Origin of the sequence: Muricomes intestini, from assembly GCF_004346165.1 — a bacterium.
Lineage (GTDB): Bacteria > Bacillota > Clostridia > Lachnospirales > Lachnospiraceae > Muricomes > Muricomes intestini.
The window spans coordinates 1-15,487 of record NZ_SLZZ01000045.1 but is presented as its reverse complement, the minus strand read 5'-3'; the positions used below and the strand labels follow the sequence as shown (position 1 = coordinate 15,487).

At 38.6% G+C, this 15,487-nt stretch carries 14 protein-coding genes; 13 read left to right on the top strand and 1 reads right to left on the bottom strand.

Translation table 11 applies throughout. The features are described 5' to 3' along the window. From EDD59_RS17010 to EDD59_RS16955, 12 genes are all read left to right on the top strand, one after another. The coding region (locus tag EDD59_RS17010; protein ID WP_165920992.1) for a glycine radical domain-containing protein at positions 1–180 on the top strand (180 nt) is incomplete at its 5' end. A gap of 37 nt (positions 181–217) precedes the next feature. Next, positions 218–472, top strand: coding sequence for a glycine radical domain-containing protein (locus EDD59_RS17005; protein ID WP_132384064.1), 255 nt, complete (start codon positions 218–220; stop codon positions 470–472). Positions 473–530: 58 nt separating this feature from the next. After that, positions 531–1,733: a substrate-binding domain-containing protein gene (locus tag EDD59_RS17000; protein ID WP_165920991.1), complete on the top strand. Its 1,203-nt coding sequence runs from the start codon at positions 531–533 to the stop codon at positions 1,731–1,733. Positions 1,734–1,817: 84 nt separating this feature from the next. Next, positions 1,818–3,335: a sugar ABC transporter ATP-binding protein gene (locus EDD59_RS16995; RefSeq protein ID WP_243117475.1), complete on the top strand. Its 1,518-nt coding sequence runs from the start codon at positions 1,818–1,820 to the stop codon at positions 3,333–3,335. A 13-nt stretch (positions 3,336–3,348) separates the two neighbouring features. Next, complete coding sequence (locus EDD59_RS16990) at positions 3,349–4,299, top strand: ABC transporter permease (protein ID WP_165920990.1); 951 nt, start codon at positions 3,349–3,351, stop codon at positions 4,297–4,299. A gap of 23 nt (positions 4,300–4,322) precedes the next feature. After that, positions 4,323–5,294, top strand: a complete 972-nt coding sequence (locus EDD59_RS16985) for a glycyl-radical enzyme activating protein (protein WP_132384058.1) — start codon at positions 4,323–4,325, stop codon at positions 5,292–5,294. Between the two features lie 209 nt (positions 5,295–5,503). Continuing rightward, positions 5,504–7,114, top strand: a complete 1,611-nt coding sequence (locus tag EDD59_RS16980) for a response regulator transcription factor (RefSeq protein ID WP_165920989.1) — start codon at positions 5,504–5,506, stop codon at positions 7,112–7,114. Between the two features lie 72 nt (positions 7,115–7,186). Continuing rightward, complete coding sequence (locus EDD59_RS16975; RefSeq protein ID WP_243117474.1) at positions 7,187–8,236, top strand: sensor histidine kinase; 1,050 nt, start codon at positions 7,187–7,189, stop codon at positions 8,234–8,236. Between the two features lie 9 nt (positions 8,237–8,245). Continuing rightward, positions 8,246–9,697 carry a sugar ABC transporter ATP-binding protein gene (locus tag EDD59_RS16970; protein WP_132384054.1) on the top strand — a complete coding sequence of 484 codons (1,452 nt, stop codon included), beginning with the start codon at positions 8,246–8,248 and terminating at the stop codon, positions 9,695–9,697. Positions 9,698–9,847: 150 nt separating this feature from the next. Continuing rightward, a complete protein-coding gene (locus tag EDD59_RS16965) occupies positions 9,848–11,638 on the top strand; it encodes an AlwI family type II restriction endonuclease (protein WP_132384052.1) in 1,791 nt (596 codons plus the stop codon). 41 nt (positions 11,639–11,679) lie between these two features. Beyond that, positions 11,680–13,347: a 2-oxoacid:acceptor oxidoreductase subunit alpha gene (locus tag EDD59_RS16960; RefSeq protein WP_132384050.1), complete on the top strand. Its 1,668-nt coding sequence runs from the start codon at positions 11,680–11,682 to the stop codon at positions 13,345–13,347. Next, positions 13,348–14,193 carry a 2-oxoacid:ferredoxin oxidoreductase subunit beta gene (locus EDD59_RS16955; RefSeq protein ID WP_132384048.1) on the top strand — a complete coding sequence of 282 codons (846 nt, stop codon included), beginning with the start codon at positions 13,348–13,350 and terminating at the stop codon, positions 14,191–14,193. Positions 14,194–14,396: 203 nt separating this feature from the next. On the opposite strand, the gene EDD59_RS17935 is transcribed toward EDD59_RS16955, so the two are convergent. Then, complete coding sequence (locus EDD59_RS17935) at positions 14,397–14,567, bottom strand: hypothetical protein (RefSeq protein WP_165920988.1); 171 nt, start codon at positions 14,565–14,567, stop codon at positions 14,397–14,399. A gap of 167 nt (positions 14,568–14,734) precedes the next feature. On the opposite strand from EDD59_RS17935, the gene EDD59_RS16950 reads away from it, so the two are divergent. After that, entirely contained in the window at positions 14,735–15,418 is a 684-nt protein-coding gene (locus EDD59_RS16950; protein ID WP_207670431.1) for an SDR family oxidoreductase, read from the top strand. Positions 15,419–15,487: the final 69 nt, after the last annotated feature.

Here is a 15,487-nt window from a genome sequence, read left to right as displayed (position 1 = left end):
GGAGCAACACCGGATGGACGTGATGCATATATGTCTGTTGCAGATGGGCAGTCACCAATGAGAGGGACCGATGTGAATGGACCTACAGCAGCAATCCGGTCTGTATCAAAGCTTCATAATGAGCTGTTCTCCTGTGGTTCTCTTTATAACATGAAATTTAGCCCTGAAGAATTAGCATAAGTTAGGACAAGAAAAAATAGAAAGGATGGAATAATCAATGGAAAATACAATACAGGTAAATAAAAATGATGGGTTGAAAAGATTCGTAAGTATTATTGATCAGTATTTTGCTATGGGAGGTAATCAGATACAGTTCAATGTTGTAAGTAAAAAGACACTTTTAGATGCACAGAAAGATCCAGATAAGTATGCAAACCTTCTTGTTCGTGTTGCAGGCTATAGTGCATATTTTACACAGCTGTCAAAGGATGTACAAGAAGATATCATCGCAAGAACTGAAGAAAAATTATAAGAAGAGTGATTGGTTTAATGAAGAAAGGTTTGAAAAGCAGAAGGGCGGATATATAAATATGAAAAGAATTTTAAAAAAAATCAGTAGTGCAGTAGTTGTATCAGCAATAGTAATTTCCACTCTTGCAGGCTGTAAAAGCTCAACAACAGATTCGGTAAAGGAAGTTACAGGAAATGCAGGTGGATCTAAAAAAGAAATTGATGCAGAAGGCTCATTCCAGGATACAGATGATTTAACAATTGATTATTCAACAGCAGTTGACCCAAAAGGTGCGGATATTGTAGATGAAACATTTCAGCCTACGCCGGAAGAAAAAAGTGCACTTGCAACCCAGATGGTTGGCTCCAAGGGACAATTCGATGGTATGAACATTGGATTCTCTCAGCATCGAATTGCTGGTTCTGAGTGGTACGAACAACTCGCTGACTTTGCAAAAGCAGAAGCTGATTATCTTGGTATTAATTTAACGATTTACGATGCGAATGATGATATGAATCAGCAGATTGCAGATGTTGAGACATTAATCAACTTAGGCATGGATTCTATTATTGTTAATCCCTATAACTCTGCAAATGTAGGTTTGGATAACATTATTGCAGCTGATATTCCTCTAACTGTAGTTAATCAAGCAGTAGACTTTAACAGTCCATTCACTTTTGTATCCGCAGATGTTCAGGATTCTGGTTATAAGTCAGGTTTCGAACTTGCTCGTTATTATGATGAGAAAAATGGATGGAAAGATGAAGTAAAAGCGTTTGTGCTTTCTTCTGCCCCACAGGAAAAAGAATCTGATCTTCGCAGATGGGGACAGGTTATGGGATGGACAGATTATATGCTTGACAAATATGGCAAAAACAACTTGAATATCGTTGCTTATCAGTATTATCAGTGGCTTCCTGAACCTGCTATGAATGCCACATTAGACGTTTTACAGGCAAATCCAGATATCGATATTATATTCTCAGCCTGCGATGGTGGCGCACAGGGCGTTGAGGCTGCTCTTGAACAGGTTGATAAACTTGGTGATATTTTAGTTTGTACAATTGACGGTCGTAAATCTGTATTGGAATGGATTAAAGACGGCGACAAAGGTATGGTGTGTGATGCATTTAATGATCCAAGGCAGATGGGTAAGTGGGCTGTTTACATGGCTGCACTGCAGGCGGACGGTGTATCAACACCTTCTACATATTATGTTATGAATGATCTTGTTACGACTGACAATATTGATGACTACTACGATGCGAATTCAACATATTAATTTTGACTATTAAAGGCGGTAATGACGAATGCCAGAGTTATTCCGGCATTCGTCATATAAATGTATAGGCAGGTGGTGTAAGCAGTGAGTAATGAATATGCGGTAGAAATGAGAGATATTACTAAAAAGTTTGGTGGACTTATTGCGGCAGACAGTGTAAGTTTTAAAGTAAAACCAGGTGAGATTCATGCACTTTGTGGTGAAAATGGGGCTGGAAAAAGTACATTGATGAATGTACTTACCGGGAAGTTTCTGGCAAGCTCTTACAGTGGTGAAATTCTGTTGAACGGCAATAAGGTGAAGATTAACTCGCCTAAAGATGCAAAAAAGGAAAAAATTACAATTGTGCATCAGGAACTGGAACTGATTCCGGATTTAAGCATTGCAGAGAATATTTTTCTTGGAAATCAACCGACAACAGCAACGGGTGTAAATTGGAAAAAAATGAATGCGGAAGCCCAAGATATTCTTGAAAAGTTTTCATTAAATTTAAATGTAAAAACCAAAATCAAATATCTGACAGTAGGACAGCAGCAGCTTGTGGAAATAGCAAAAGCAATTTATCTGGGCGGAAATGTATTAATTTTGGATGAACCTTCAGCACCATTGACAGGCCGTGAGATTGATTTCCTTTTAGCCACACTTGAAAAACTAAAGAAAACAGGAATTTCCATAATTTATATTACGCACCGTTTGGAAGAAGTATTTAAATTGTCCGATCGTGTATCCGTTATGCGTGATGGGAAAATGATTGATACATTCAGCACAAAAGAAATAAATGTAGAAGAATTGGTTGCTGCAATGATTGGACGAAAAATGGAAAATATGTATCCGGATATGGATACAGAAGTAGGAGATGTTACACTCGAAATTTCAAATTATTCAGTACCCCATCCTCTCTATGATACAAACATTGTTGAAGATGCTTCTATGAAATTTCGAGCAGGTGAAGTTGTTGGAATATCTGGTCTTCTTGGAGCTGGAAGAACAGAATTGATGTCTGCGGTTATAGGGGCTTATAAAATGAAAGGAAATGGTACTGTAAAACTGAACGGGAAAGAGGTCAAATTTAATTCACCAGCGGCTGCCATTAAGGCGGGAATAGGATATGTAACAGAAGATAGAAAAATGACCGGGCTTATTTTAAACCAGTCGATTAGATTTAATGTATCAATGGCCTCTTTGTCAAGAATTATTGAGCATGGAGTATTATCGCCCAGTAAGGAGAAAGTGATTGTAAATGAGTTAAAAGATGGATTGCATATTAAGACAGAAAATATTGAAAATCCAGTGAGCAGTCTCAGTGGCGGTAACCAGCAGAAGGTTGTATTGGCTAAATGGCTGGCAACGAAACCGGGGGTTTTAATTTTGGATGAACCAACGCGTGGTGTTGATGTAGGTGCGAGATTTGAGATCTATATGATTATTAAGGAATTAGCGGCGCAGGGAAATACGATTATTATAATCTCTTCTGATCTGCCCGAAATCATCGGTATTAGTAATCGGGTATACGTTATGTATGAAGGAAAAGTGCACGGAGAATTGTTAAAGGATGAATTGGGAGAAGATTCAATCATGCGCTATGCAACAGGAATTGCTTAGGAGGAGATGCACAATGGAAAATATGAAAAAAGAAAAAAAAGGGTTGAAAAAATTCACTGATTTTGCACTATCAAATTTTGTAATTGTAGCTTTTGTTATCTTGTTTATTTCCAGTTATTTTCTATCACCGGCGTTTTTTACAAAGAATAATCTTTTATCAGTTTTAATTCAGAATTCAATTTATGCAATCTGCGCAATGGGTATGTTAATTATCATCATAACAGGTGGCATCGACCTTTCTACAGGTGCTTACGTTTGTATTGTTGTGTGTTTGACGGCTGGTTTGATTCAGGACGGCCATGGAGTGGCATCAATATTTATCGTACTGGTTATGGCATTGGGTATTGGTGCTGTGTCTGGTTCTATGGTAGCTTTTTTAAATATTGCGCCATTTATTGCCACTTTGGCAATGACGACAATTTTGAAAGGTGCTGCTTATATGTACCAAACGGGACAAAATCGTCGTATTGATGGAACGTTCCTGCCCAAATGGGTAAAGACCTCCACCCTTGGAGTTCCAAATCCTGTACTTGTTATGATTGTTGTTTATCTGGTAGTTCTATTTGTTCTTAATCGTACAAGATTCGGACGTGGAATCTATGCTATTGGCGGTAATAAGGAAACGGCATATCTGGCGGGCATTAAGGTTAAAAGTTATCTGGTACTGAGTTATGCACTCGGCGGAATGTGTTTTGCAATTAGTGGTATTCTTCTCTGTGGGCGTCTTGGAATGGGAACTGCAACAGTTGGTGAGGGCTATGAAATGGATGCTATCGCATCGGTAGTTATCGGCGGTGCTTCCATGAATGGTGGAACAGGAAGTGTTACGAAGACGATCGTAGGTGCTATGTTTATGGGGGTTCTATACAATATTATGAACCTCATGGGAATTGCATCTTATCCACAGATGATTGTAAAAGGTGTTGTTATTGTGTTAGCAGTACTTCTGTACAAAACAAAATAATATAAGGTTAAAGGTTAATACATATGATTCGAGAAGAATTATTGACTCAAAATATAGATAAATTATTTGAAGAAGAGGGAATCATCGCCAATATTGAACGGTACGCAATCAACGATGGAAATGGGGTACGAACGACCGTTTTTACAAAAGGTTGTTACCTGAGATGTAAATGGTGCAGTAATCCTGAAACGCAGTTGTTCGATCCAGAAATGAGCTTTTTCCCGGATAAATGTATCGCTTGTAAGAATTGTGAGAGATTATGTCCCTATAGAGCAATCGGTGATGATCTTATGGCAGATCGGGAAATCTGCAAGGAATGCTCAACGATGGAGCATCCATTTGCATGTACGGACAAGTGTTATGCAAATTGCAGAAAAATCACTGGAGAGAAAATGACGGTTAAGGAAGTATATGATATCGTGAAGCGAGATGTTCCTTTTTATGAAGCATCTGGTGGAGGTGTTACACTTTCAGGCGGAGAACCAATGGCGCAGCCGCAATTTACGTATGCTTTGTTAAGAACTTTGACAGAACGTTGGATAAATACAGGAATTGAAACTTGTGGATATGCTGATAGGGAAGATTATGCAAAAGTGGTTCCGTATCTTGATACAATTTTTATGGACATTAAACATATAGATAGCAAAAAGCATCGTTTATGGACAGGACAGGGAAATGAGAAAGTTCTGGAAAATGTAAAACTAGTAGACAAAATGGCAGGCATCTACGGAAATAAATTCTTTATTCGCATCCCTGTTATTCCTGGATTTAATGATAGAGTAGAAGAAATTGAAAAAACTGCTCGTTTTGTGGCGGCAGAGTGTAAGAATATAACAGGTATGGAACTTTTACCATATCATAAATTAGGCCGTGGCAAATATTATAGTTTAGGAAGAACATATCCATTGGAAGATTTAAAAGCGCCATCGGCGGAACACATGGAAGAACTAAATGGACTATTGGCAAAATATAATATTCCCATCTATAAATTCTAAATAACATAAGGTATAATTAATACATCCAAAAAAGCGATGAAATTATTTATTATTGGAGGAAAACTCTTAATAATGGATTTTCTCTTGTCAAGGAATCCAGTTATAAAAAAGTTCTCTATAGGTAAATATCAGCTATTGGCAAACCAAGCTTAAAAGAAAGGAAAAGTATGTGTTTAAGCTTTTATAAACATCATACGAGGAAAAAGAAAGTGAGAAAAGTGGTAATTGCTGATGATGAACAACATATATGTCGCTTGATAGATGCTCTTATTGAATGGAAGGCATTTGGGTTGGAAGTGGTTGGCTTCGCGCATGATGGAAACACAGCTTTTCAGATGTGTATGGATTTCTCTCCGGATTTCTTAATTACAGATATCAGAATGCCAGGACTTGGCGGGCTTGATTTGACTAAAAAACTATATGATTCCTTTCCAGAGATAAAAGTAATTGTTATTACTGGATATAGTCATTTTTCATATGCCCATCAGGCACTTCGTTATAATGTAATAGATTATCTGTTAAAACCTATTCAGAAAGAAGAATTGGAGCATGCGCTGGAAAAGGGTTTGACATTAATTGATAAAGAAGAGGTTCAAATGCTGGATAATAAGAATCTGTCATTCAAATCCATGCAGGACATAAAAGATAATTTATTATCACTTATTCTGAGAGGTGGCAGCCAGAGAGTGAAAGCTCATAATATAGGCTGCCTTTTTCAAGAATTTCATTTAAAATTTATGGGAAATGCATGGCAGTTGCTGCAAATAGAATTCATTCTGAGCAGTGAAGAAAACACATTGTCTGTACATGATTTTTTAGAAAACAAAATTAAAGATATTGTAGTGGAAGAACTAAAGCATGATAAAATTGAGATGATTACTTCATCGGTTGATAACAGCTTTTTTTGTTTGCTCAATGGAGATAATGATATATTAGAATTGGTAGATACTGTGATGAACCAAGTAAAAAATAAACTTCTGGTCATCAATGATATTCTACAGAAAATAAACTTTACAATTGGAATCAGCAATATTTGCGAGGATATTAATCAGATTTATGATTGTGTAAATGAATGTCAGAATTGTATTAATCAAAAAATTGTAAAAGGGAAAAATAAGATTATCAGATATGATAGTATACCTATCGTTGAATCGGAAGCATCTTATTTTGTTGATGAAAATTTCAGAAAAAGATTTCTGAAGAACATAGCAGATGGAGATGGAGAGGCTATATCTGCGGAGATTAATGAGTTGGCGACACTTCTATATCGCTTTTCTGGGAAGACAGACGGTAATGTTGTCTTGGAGGTCTATGAGATGCTGGTTAAGATGTTTTTTAAAGGGATTCAAGTATTTGACTTTACAGACTTTAAAGAATTTTCTCAGGAGAATTTATTACAGCAGAAAGTGTATTTCTATAATATATCAGGTGCATTCGCCTATCTGGGGGATATTTTTCAGTTGTTGCTTGGACGGGGGAAGGCAGAAAAGGAAAATCAGAATACACGGCCAATCAGGCTAGCGCAACTGTATATGGAAGAACATTATATGGATTCGATCACTTTGGAAGAGATTGCAAAACATGTAGGGCTGAACGAAACATATTTGTCCACTATTTTTAAAAAGCAAATGGGAAGATCATTGATTGATTTCCTGACCTATACGAGAGTGCAACGAGCGAAAGAAATGCTGATCAATCGTGGAAAGAGCATAAATGAAATTTCAGAAGAAGTCGGATTTAATGATGCGAAATATTTTACTAAAAGATTTAAAAAAATTATGGGTGTTTCACCAAACGAATATAGGAAATTGCTTTCATGAGAAGCTTTAGGAAATTTCAAGAAAGAAGATTGAGAAAAAATACCTTAGTGTAAAATAGGGAGATAAAATAAAGTGAGGCATTATACAGTTTTGAACTTTTTAAAAGCAGTAATGGCAGTTTTAACACTGCTTCTTGTTGTAAGCCTTATTGCTGCTGCCAATTTATCGTTTCATCATAAGTATAATATGATGCTTGGAATAAGCATCATATTGTGCGTAATATGTACAGTATTTATCATTCTATATGTGATCCAGATAAATCCTTCTGTTATAAAACTAAAAAAGCTCTACAAGGAATTTACGAATGGGAAAACCATTGCACTGGAAATCGATTCTTCTACACACATGTTTATGGCAGAAGAAGAAAAACTTTTGAATCGTATTAATGAATTGATTAACAGGCAGGAGTTGCTGAAAGCTTCTAATAAGCAAGCGGAATATCTTGCATTGCAGAATCAGATAAATCCCCATTTCTTATATAATACATTGGAAGCAATGCGCGGAGATGCGCTTACCAGTGGCATGGAGTCTCTAGCAAATGTTGCTCAGGCATTGTCAGCTTTCTTTCGTTATACGATATCGGATATGTATTTTTTAGTTACGGTTGATGAGGAATTAGAAAACATTCAAAATTATTTTATTGTTCAGAAATATCGGTTTGGCAATAATCTGAAATTGGATGTGAATTTTCTGGATGATGAGCGTCAGATGAGGCAGCTTCGCATTCCCAAATTGACTTTACAGCCCATCGTGGAAAATAGTGTATACCATGGACTTGAAGCGCAGGTTAACAGGGGAAATATTTCGATTACTTTTGACCAGACTGAAACACACATGTTTATCAGTATTAAAGATTCTGGAAAAGGGATGTCAGAAAAAGAACTGCAGGAACTGAATAATTCTCTAAATGAGACACCATTTAAAACTAAAGAAAAGAACTATGCGAACAGGGATGGTAACCGCGGAACCGGTCATACAGGAATTGCATTGAAAAATGTGTCTCAAAGAATTAAACTTCTCTTTGGCGAGGAATATGGAATTTATATTTTCAGCACGGAAGGTGTTGGAACAAACGTGAAAATAACACTTCCGAGACAGAAAACTATTGCATCAGATATTTAAGGGGTACACATGAAAAAAGAGATATTTCGCTTGCAAAATGGAATGATACGCCAAGGAAAGATTTTACGAGGCCCTTTTTTTCTGCAGTTTTGCAAGGGAGAAATAAGCGGGATTATAACAGATGATTCATTTGAAAAGGAAATACTGGTAAATTTTTTCAGTTGTAGAAACACGTTTGAAAGCGGCGATTTTTATTATAATGGAAAGCGTATTCCGTTTGAACTTCAAAGTAATACTATTATGAAATTATTGTCGCAAACGGTAGCGGTTATTTCTCGAAAACCCCGGCTTTTTGAATCTTTATCACTGGTTGATAATATTTTTATTCCTGGTTATCTTATAAAACGGGAGAAGCATAAAAAGACTGCCACCAGATTAATGGAATTTTTTGATATAGAGATCCCGCTAAATACAAAAATAAGGGAATTGACATTACTTCAGCGTCTGCAGATTGAGATACTGCATGCAGTTGCATGCCATCACAAACTTATTATTATATCTGATGTAAATGGGATGCTCCGTTCAAAGGAAAGAAACAAACTCAGGCAGTTGTACGAAAGGTTAACTCAAATAGGATATTCCATTTGCCAGATTGAGTCATTGAATAATATTCCCTTGAATATGCTGGATTTAATACAGGTTATTGAAAAAGGAAAAAGTGTGGGATGCTATAGCCAGGCTGAGGTGGAATATTCAGATATTGCATGTATGGTAAATGGAACAGCTCATCATGAAAGCTATGATGAGCTGTTAAAGCAAATGAGCAAAAAATTGTTTAGTGGATTTAAAGGAACTATTTTGGAATTGAAAGATATCTGTTATGAACATTTAAACAAAATCTCTATCAAATTATACAAGGGAGAAATAGCAGAGATAAATTGCCGTACTGGAACAGATTATCTGGAGATTAAACATTTACTGACAGGAAAGGTGAGTCCTATCGCTGGTCAGTTTTTTTATAATGGACAAGCAAGAAATATAAGTGTTTTGGAACGGGGAATATCCAAATGGCAAATAGGCTGTGTTGATTTCTCAAATCAGGATCATTTATTGTTTGAAAACTTGAGTATAATAGAGAACGTGTGTTATCCGTTATGTCTCAGAAATGCGCACTTTTTTATGAATAAGAATTATATGAAAGTAGCAGAAGACTACATAAAAATGGTTATGCCAGATTTAAATTTAAGCAAAAGGGTTAAAAATCTGACACAAGAACAAGTTATGCAGCTGGTTCTCTGTAAATGGATTTTATGTAAACCAAAGTTGCTGTTTTTATTTATATCATCGGCTTTTCTCAAAGATGAGCCGGATATTATTATGAATCGAATAATTGTAGAGCTTAGTAAATATGGAATACCCGTATTAATAATTTCAGAACATGATAGATTTGAATCTGAAATTATTGAATCTGTGTACATAATAAATAAAGGAATGCTTATAAATGCAGATGAAGATAAATAAAACATGAATTATCGCAAAGCAATATAGGGCTTAAAAAGTAAAAAAATCGCCCACCAGAACTATTTGTTATTACTGTAGTGTCCGGCGTGTGGTATAATAAAAATATGAGCTGAAAGGAATAATCTGGGAAATAGAAAGGATCATAGCTATATGGCTAAAAGAAGAAAACCGATATCTTTTGATACAACACTGCGGAACCCCGGCAGAATTCCGCAGTTTATTTCTATATTGAGTAAATTTGAAGGAAAAGTAATTGATGATCAAGTTGCATTAGAGCTTGAAGGAGAGATAATCCGTCAAAAGATATTTGAACCTACACAAGGGACATTAGGCACTTATAAAAAGGAATACAATGCTAAGTTTCCTTTCGCTACAGCCGACCAGTCACCGGACGCGAAAGCAAAGGTTACCAAATATTATAATGAATGGGCAGAAGGCAGTGCGGGAGAGGTACCCCTTGATAAAATTATTTATCTCTTGAAGAATACAATAACTGCACATAAGGAGCGTGGCTGGAAAGGCGGCTGGGAATCTCGGATACATACCCAATTTAATTTCCTAAATGAATTAGGCTTTGTAAGGGTTGTAAAAGGTGAAAAGATCCAAATTTCTGATAATGGAAAACTCATGGTCAACGAATATGAAAATGGTTATCCTAAAGATGAGTCTTATGACGAAAGCTATGAACAATCAGCCTTTTTGAATGCATTTTCCAAATATCAAATTAATAACCCTTATAGAAGTAATACAATTAAGGTTAACTTCTTTCCGTTAGTTTTGAATGTAATAAAGTATTTAGACAACAAATACAAGCGTCCTGGAATTTCAAAACAGGATCTTCCGTTTATCATTACCTGGGGAAATGATGACCATGAAACTCTGGCAGAATATATTCATGAATTTCGTGAAAAGTTTGGATATAATACATCAGACGAAGTAGTGTATGATTACGCGATGAATTTAATGGATGATTCTACTCCGAACAATGTTTTGGCTCCGGCAAGTGCTGAATTCATTGCAACCAAAAAGACTGACTACAAATTCGATAAGATTACCGGTGAAACACCGGATGAAGTCATTCGGAAACTCCGTTTAACAATGTTGATTTCTCTTCGGGGGGCAGGCCGGTTTATTGATATTAACTCTAATGAAATAGCAAAAGTTGACCATGTTTTGAAAGTATATAGCTCAAATATTAATTTTGGCAATGATGTTGAACAGTATTTTGAGTATATGGGAAGAACAGACTCATCATTACTGTTTACAGCTGCAGCTCCAGAAACACAAGAAGCTAAGGATGCAAAGGAGCAAGCAATTGAGAGATGGGCGAAAGAACATGATTGGGACTTCTTAAAAGAAGAAATGGTCAATAGCGTTGAGAAAAGAGCTTCGTCACATTTAATCTTAAAGTATGTCAAAGAGACTGCACGTTTAGAATTTTTATCAGCTATTGTAATTAAAAAGGCGCTGTCGAATATAAAAGTAACCGCGAACTATAAAGCTGATGATCAGGGAATTCCATTCAATACAGCATCAGGGGGAAGAAATAATCAAATTGGTGCGGATATTGATGTGTTTGAAGATTCAATTCATGCGATTATGGAGCCTACTATTTCTAAAGCCAGAAGCTTTCAGGTTGAACATGAGCTTCCTTCAATTCGGAACCATGTATTAGCCACTGCTAATAAGGATGTCGATGAAAATTCAAAATATAATGAGTGGTTTTGCCTATTCATTGCTTCAAATATTACTCGTGATGTTGGAGATCAGGCCGCATTAATTAAACAAACTAATGGGGTTGAAATTTATCCCTGGGACATTGAAGACTTTGTTGATTATTCTCAAGACGTAAAATCAATTAGGGACTATAAAAAAATCAGACCATATGCAAAGCCTCAGGTTATGCCTGATATCACAGGGAAAATATTGAAAATAATGTAGAAACAAGGTATAATTAGTCAAAATTAAAAGGAGGAAAGTCTATGTATAATATTCTGATTGGCGGTGCTGCCGGACAGGGCATTGATACCACGGTCGCAATTCTGGAAAAGCTACTGAAGCATTCCGGCTATTTTATCTATACCACCAGAGATTTCATGTCCCGCGTGCGCGGTGGCCACAACTTTTCCCTGCTTCGTTTCGGGACGGAAGAAATAACCTCCCACAGTGATGTTTTGGATGGGATCATTGCCTTAAATGAGGAAACTATTGATTTGCATAAGCATAAGCTGACGGATAAAGGATTTATATTATGCGACAGCAGTTTTGCTTATCCGGATGCGGATTCTAAAGTTATTAAGCTTCCTATGAATAAAATAGCGAAAGAACTGGGAAATGTAAAGGCTTCCGGCAGCGTGGCAGTGGGCGCGATATTGAAGCTTTTTGGCGAGCCATTTACATATGCAGGGGAAGTTATGGCTGGCGTTATGAAGAAAGAGATCCTCGAGGTCAATGTAAAGGCGGCTGAAGCAGGATACACAGCCGTTGAAGCGAAATTTAAGCATCTGGATGGCGGATATAAGGATTACATGCTCATTTCGGGCAGTAAGGCTCTGGGACTTGGAGCGGTGGCCGGAGGGCTTAAGTTTTATTCTGCTTACCCCATGTCTCCGTCCACACCTGTTTTGGAATATTTGGCTTCGGTAGGATATGAGGCAGAGATCGTGGTGGAGCAGGCGGAAGATGAGATTGCCGCGGTCAATATGGCATTGGGGGCTTCCTATGCGGGAGCAAGAGCCATGACCGGCACCAGCGGAGGCGGCTTCTGTCTGAAGGTGGAAGCACTGGGTTTTTCCGGTATCGCGGAAATTCCACTGGTGGCTGTGGACGTGCAGAGACCCGGTCCTGCGACTGGACTTCCCACGAGAACAGAGCAAAGCGATCTGAAGTTTGTTATTTCTGCAGCACAGGGGGAATTCCCCAGGTTGGTCATAGCCCTCAGAAATCATGAGGATGCTTTTTATCAGACATTTCGGGCGCTGAACCTGGCCGAAAAATATCAGATTCCTGTCATACTGCTCAGTGATCAGTATCTTGGAGATACAACGGCCTGCGTGAAGCCCTTTGACACATCCGGGCTGGAATTGGTCAGCCCAGCCAAAGAAGCGGAAGGTGAGTATCTGCGCTACAGAATAACAGAAGATGGTATCTCTCCCAGGCTTATCCCGGGACTGACTGACCATCTTGTGGCCACTGACAGTGATGAACATGATGAGAGAGGCTGGATAACGGAATCAGCGGAAGTAAGGAATCAAATGGTGGACAAGAGAATGAGAAAATTAGAGGGTCTTATCCGGGAACTGTCAGAGCCTGAGTTTATGGGAGAAGAGCAGTGCGAGACCCTTCTTCTGGGTTGGGGTTCTACCTATGGCCCCATCAGGGAAGCTGTATCTCTACTGAATAAAGATAAAGAGGGAAGTTATGGGGCTTTGGTGTTTGGAGATATTTATCCCCTTCCCCAGGAAAAGCTGAAAGCCTATGCACAGGGCAGAACCTTGATTAACGTGGAGCAAAATGCCACTGGCCAGCTGGCTTCCCTTATTAGGGAGCAGATGGGAATAGAATGCCATAAAAGCATTTTGAAATATGACGGCAGACAGATATCTGGAGAAGAAATTGTAAAGCAGGTGCTGGAAGGAGGTTCTAAGTAGATGGGTAAATTCACAACTTATGAAACGGCCTGGTGTCCGGGGTGCGGAAATTTCGCCATATTAAACAGCCTGAAAACGGCGTTGGAGGAGTTGGGCAAAGAGCCCAATGAGGTGCTGATGGTGGCAGGAATCGGCCAGGCGGCGAAAACACCTCAATATATAAGTGCCAACAGCTTCTGCGGGCTTCACGGAAGAGCTCTTCCGGCTGCAGTTGCCGCCAAAATAGCCAATGAAAAGCTCACGGTTATAGTAGATTCCGGAGACGGGGACTCGTACGGTGAAGGAGGCAACCATTTTATTCACAATATAAGAAGGAATGTCAACATTACACATTTTGTTCATGATAATCAGATATATGGTCTGACCAAGGGGCAGGCCTCACCCACCAGTGGAGAAGGACTTGTTACGGGAGTCCAGACCGATGGCAACAGAAACACGCCCTTGAATCCGGTACTTCTGGCCATTGCTTCAGGAGCTGGCTTCGTGGCAAGAGGATTCAGCGGTGATTCAAAGCAGCTGGCGGGCATCATGAGGGAGGCTATTCTCTATCCTGGATATGCGTTTGTAGATATCCTGCAGCCCTGCATCAGCTTCAACAAAATCAATACCTTTGCCTATTATAAAAATAGGGTGGCACCTCTTGGAGACGATTATGATCCGGCGGATCAGCTGGAAGCCATTAAGATGTCGATAGAAGCCAGCGAGAAAATTCCCACCGGTATACTCTATCGGGAAGAAAAGACAGAGTTTCACCGAAAGAACAGGCTTTTAAAAGACGGAGTGCCGCTGATAGAACGAGAACCAGAAGAGAGTGTGCTTGAGGACCTGATTCACAGCTTTATATGATTACAGTTTAAGTTATTCTGTTTTTATAATGATAAATAGTTATTGTATGGAATTGCATACTAACTTATAAGCAGAGGAAGCCACAGTAATTACTGTGGCTTTTTCACAGTGTATCCGGCGGATGTACATTCTTGGCTTTCCCCTTATAGAGGAGCAAAGTTAAGCGGTTCTGCTTCTGCGCTTAGGTTTTAGCTTTCATATGATTAGATGACCGGAAAGTTCAGCACGTATTCCGGGTCGGTGTAATATGGAGGCCTTCTCCCTATTTTTGGCATAGGCCATGTACATGGATCCGAGTCATACTGCATTTGAACTTCCTCAGTAGAATAGTTCAAGAGCAATAACTCAATTTCTGGAGAAAATTCGTATCTCATAGCAATACCTCCTTGACATGTTGGTTCGGGTTATTATATTCACTCGATTGCTCAAAAGAGCAAGTACAGGTCAATAAACCATAGACCAACAGTTTTTTATGCACGGTGAATGTCTAACATACATACCTTATACCATATGAGAGATAAAGAATTTAGGAGGTCGATTTATGGACAATAAAAGTGGCTCAGAGCAAGAGAATCAGCTTATACACCAATTTCAGCAAATGTTTGAACAGAATATGGAGACAGATCCTTACCCATTATACCCAAATTATGGGAAAATATTGCGCTATGAGGATATACCGGTGGGTATGCCGGAACAACGCCAGCTGCACCAACCAGGAGCTGAAAGACTGATGGTACCAAGGCCAATCATTGAAAACCCCCATTATAAGGGGAGTGACAAGCTAAAGGGAAAGGCAGCCCTCATTACCGGAGGTGACAGCGGTATCGGAGCCGCAGTTGCTATTGCATTCGCAAAAGAAGGTGCTGATGTTGCCATTGCATATCTTGATGAGCATGAGGACGCAAACCGAACGAAATCTCGAATTGAGCAGCTGGGACAACGTTGTTTGTTGATGCCGGGTGACTTGCGGAAAAAGAGTCAGTGCGTGGCAATTGTGAATGAGACATTGAAAACTTTCGGACAGCTTGATATCTTGTGTAACCATGTAGGCATTCAGTTCCAACAATTAAGTTTGGGGGACATAACGGATGAACAGTTTGATGATACATTCAAAGTAAATGTTTATTCTCACTTTTACACGACTCGTGCAGCTTTGCCTCACATGAAACCCGGCAGTTCAATCATCGGTACTTCTTCAATTGTTTTTTGCAAGACCTTTTTGTAGGAAATTGCAAAAAGTTTTTGTAGGTTGTTGCACCTACATTTTGTAGGTAATTGCAATGGCATGTGCCAG

Excerpts from the sequence above, each read along its gene's own strand:
- EDD59_RS17005 (WP_132384064.1), top strand. The coding sequence starts at position 218 with ATGGAAAATACAATACAGGTAAATAAAAATGATGGGTTGAAAAGATTC.
- EDD59_RS16950 (WP_207670431.1), top strand. The coding sequence starts at position 14,735 with ATGGACAATAAAAGTGGCTCAGAGCAAGAGAATCAGCTTATACACCAA.
- EDD59_RS16990 (WP_165920990.1), top strand. The coding sequence starts at position 3,349 with ATGGAAAATATGAAAAAAGAAAAAAAAGGGTTGAAAAAATTCACTGAT.
- EDD59_RS16965 (WP_132384052.1), top strand. The coding sequence starts at position 9,848 with ATGGCTAAAAGAAGAAAACCGATATCTTTTGATACAACACTGCGGAAC.
- EDD59_RS16955 (WP_132384048.1), top strand. The coding sequence starts at position 13,348 with ATGGGTAAATTCACAACTTATGAAACGGCCTGGTGTCCGGGGTGCGGA.
- EDD59_RS16970 (WP_132384054.1), top strand. The coding sequence starts at position 8,246 with ATGAAAAAAGAGATATTTCGCTTGCAAAATGGAATGATACGCCAAGGA.
- EDD59_RS17000 (WP_165920991.1), top strand. The coding sequence starts at position 531 with ATGAAAAGAATTTTAAAAAAAATCAGTAGTGCAGTAGTTGTATCAGCA.
- EDD59_RS16960 (WP_132384050.1), top strand. The coding sequence starts at position 11,680 with ATGTATAATATTCTGATTGGCGGTGCTGCCGGACAGGGCATTGATACC.
- EDD59_RS17935 (WP_165920988.1), bottom strand. The coding sequence starts at position 14,567 with ATGAGATACGAATTTTCTCCAGAAATTGAGTTATTGCTCTTGAACTAT.
- EDD59_RS16985 (WP_132384058.1), top strand. The coding sequence starts at position 4,323 with ATGATTCGAGAAGAATTATTGACTCAAAATATAGATAAATTATTTGAA.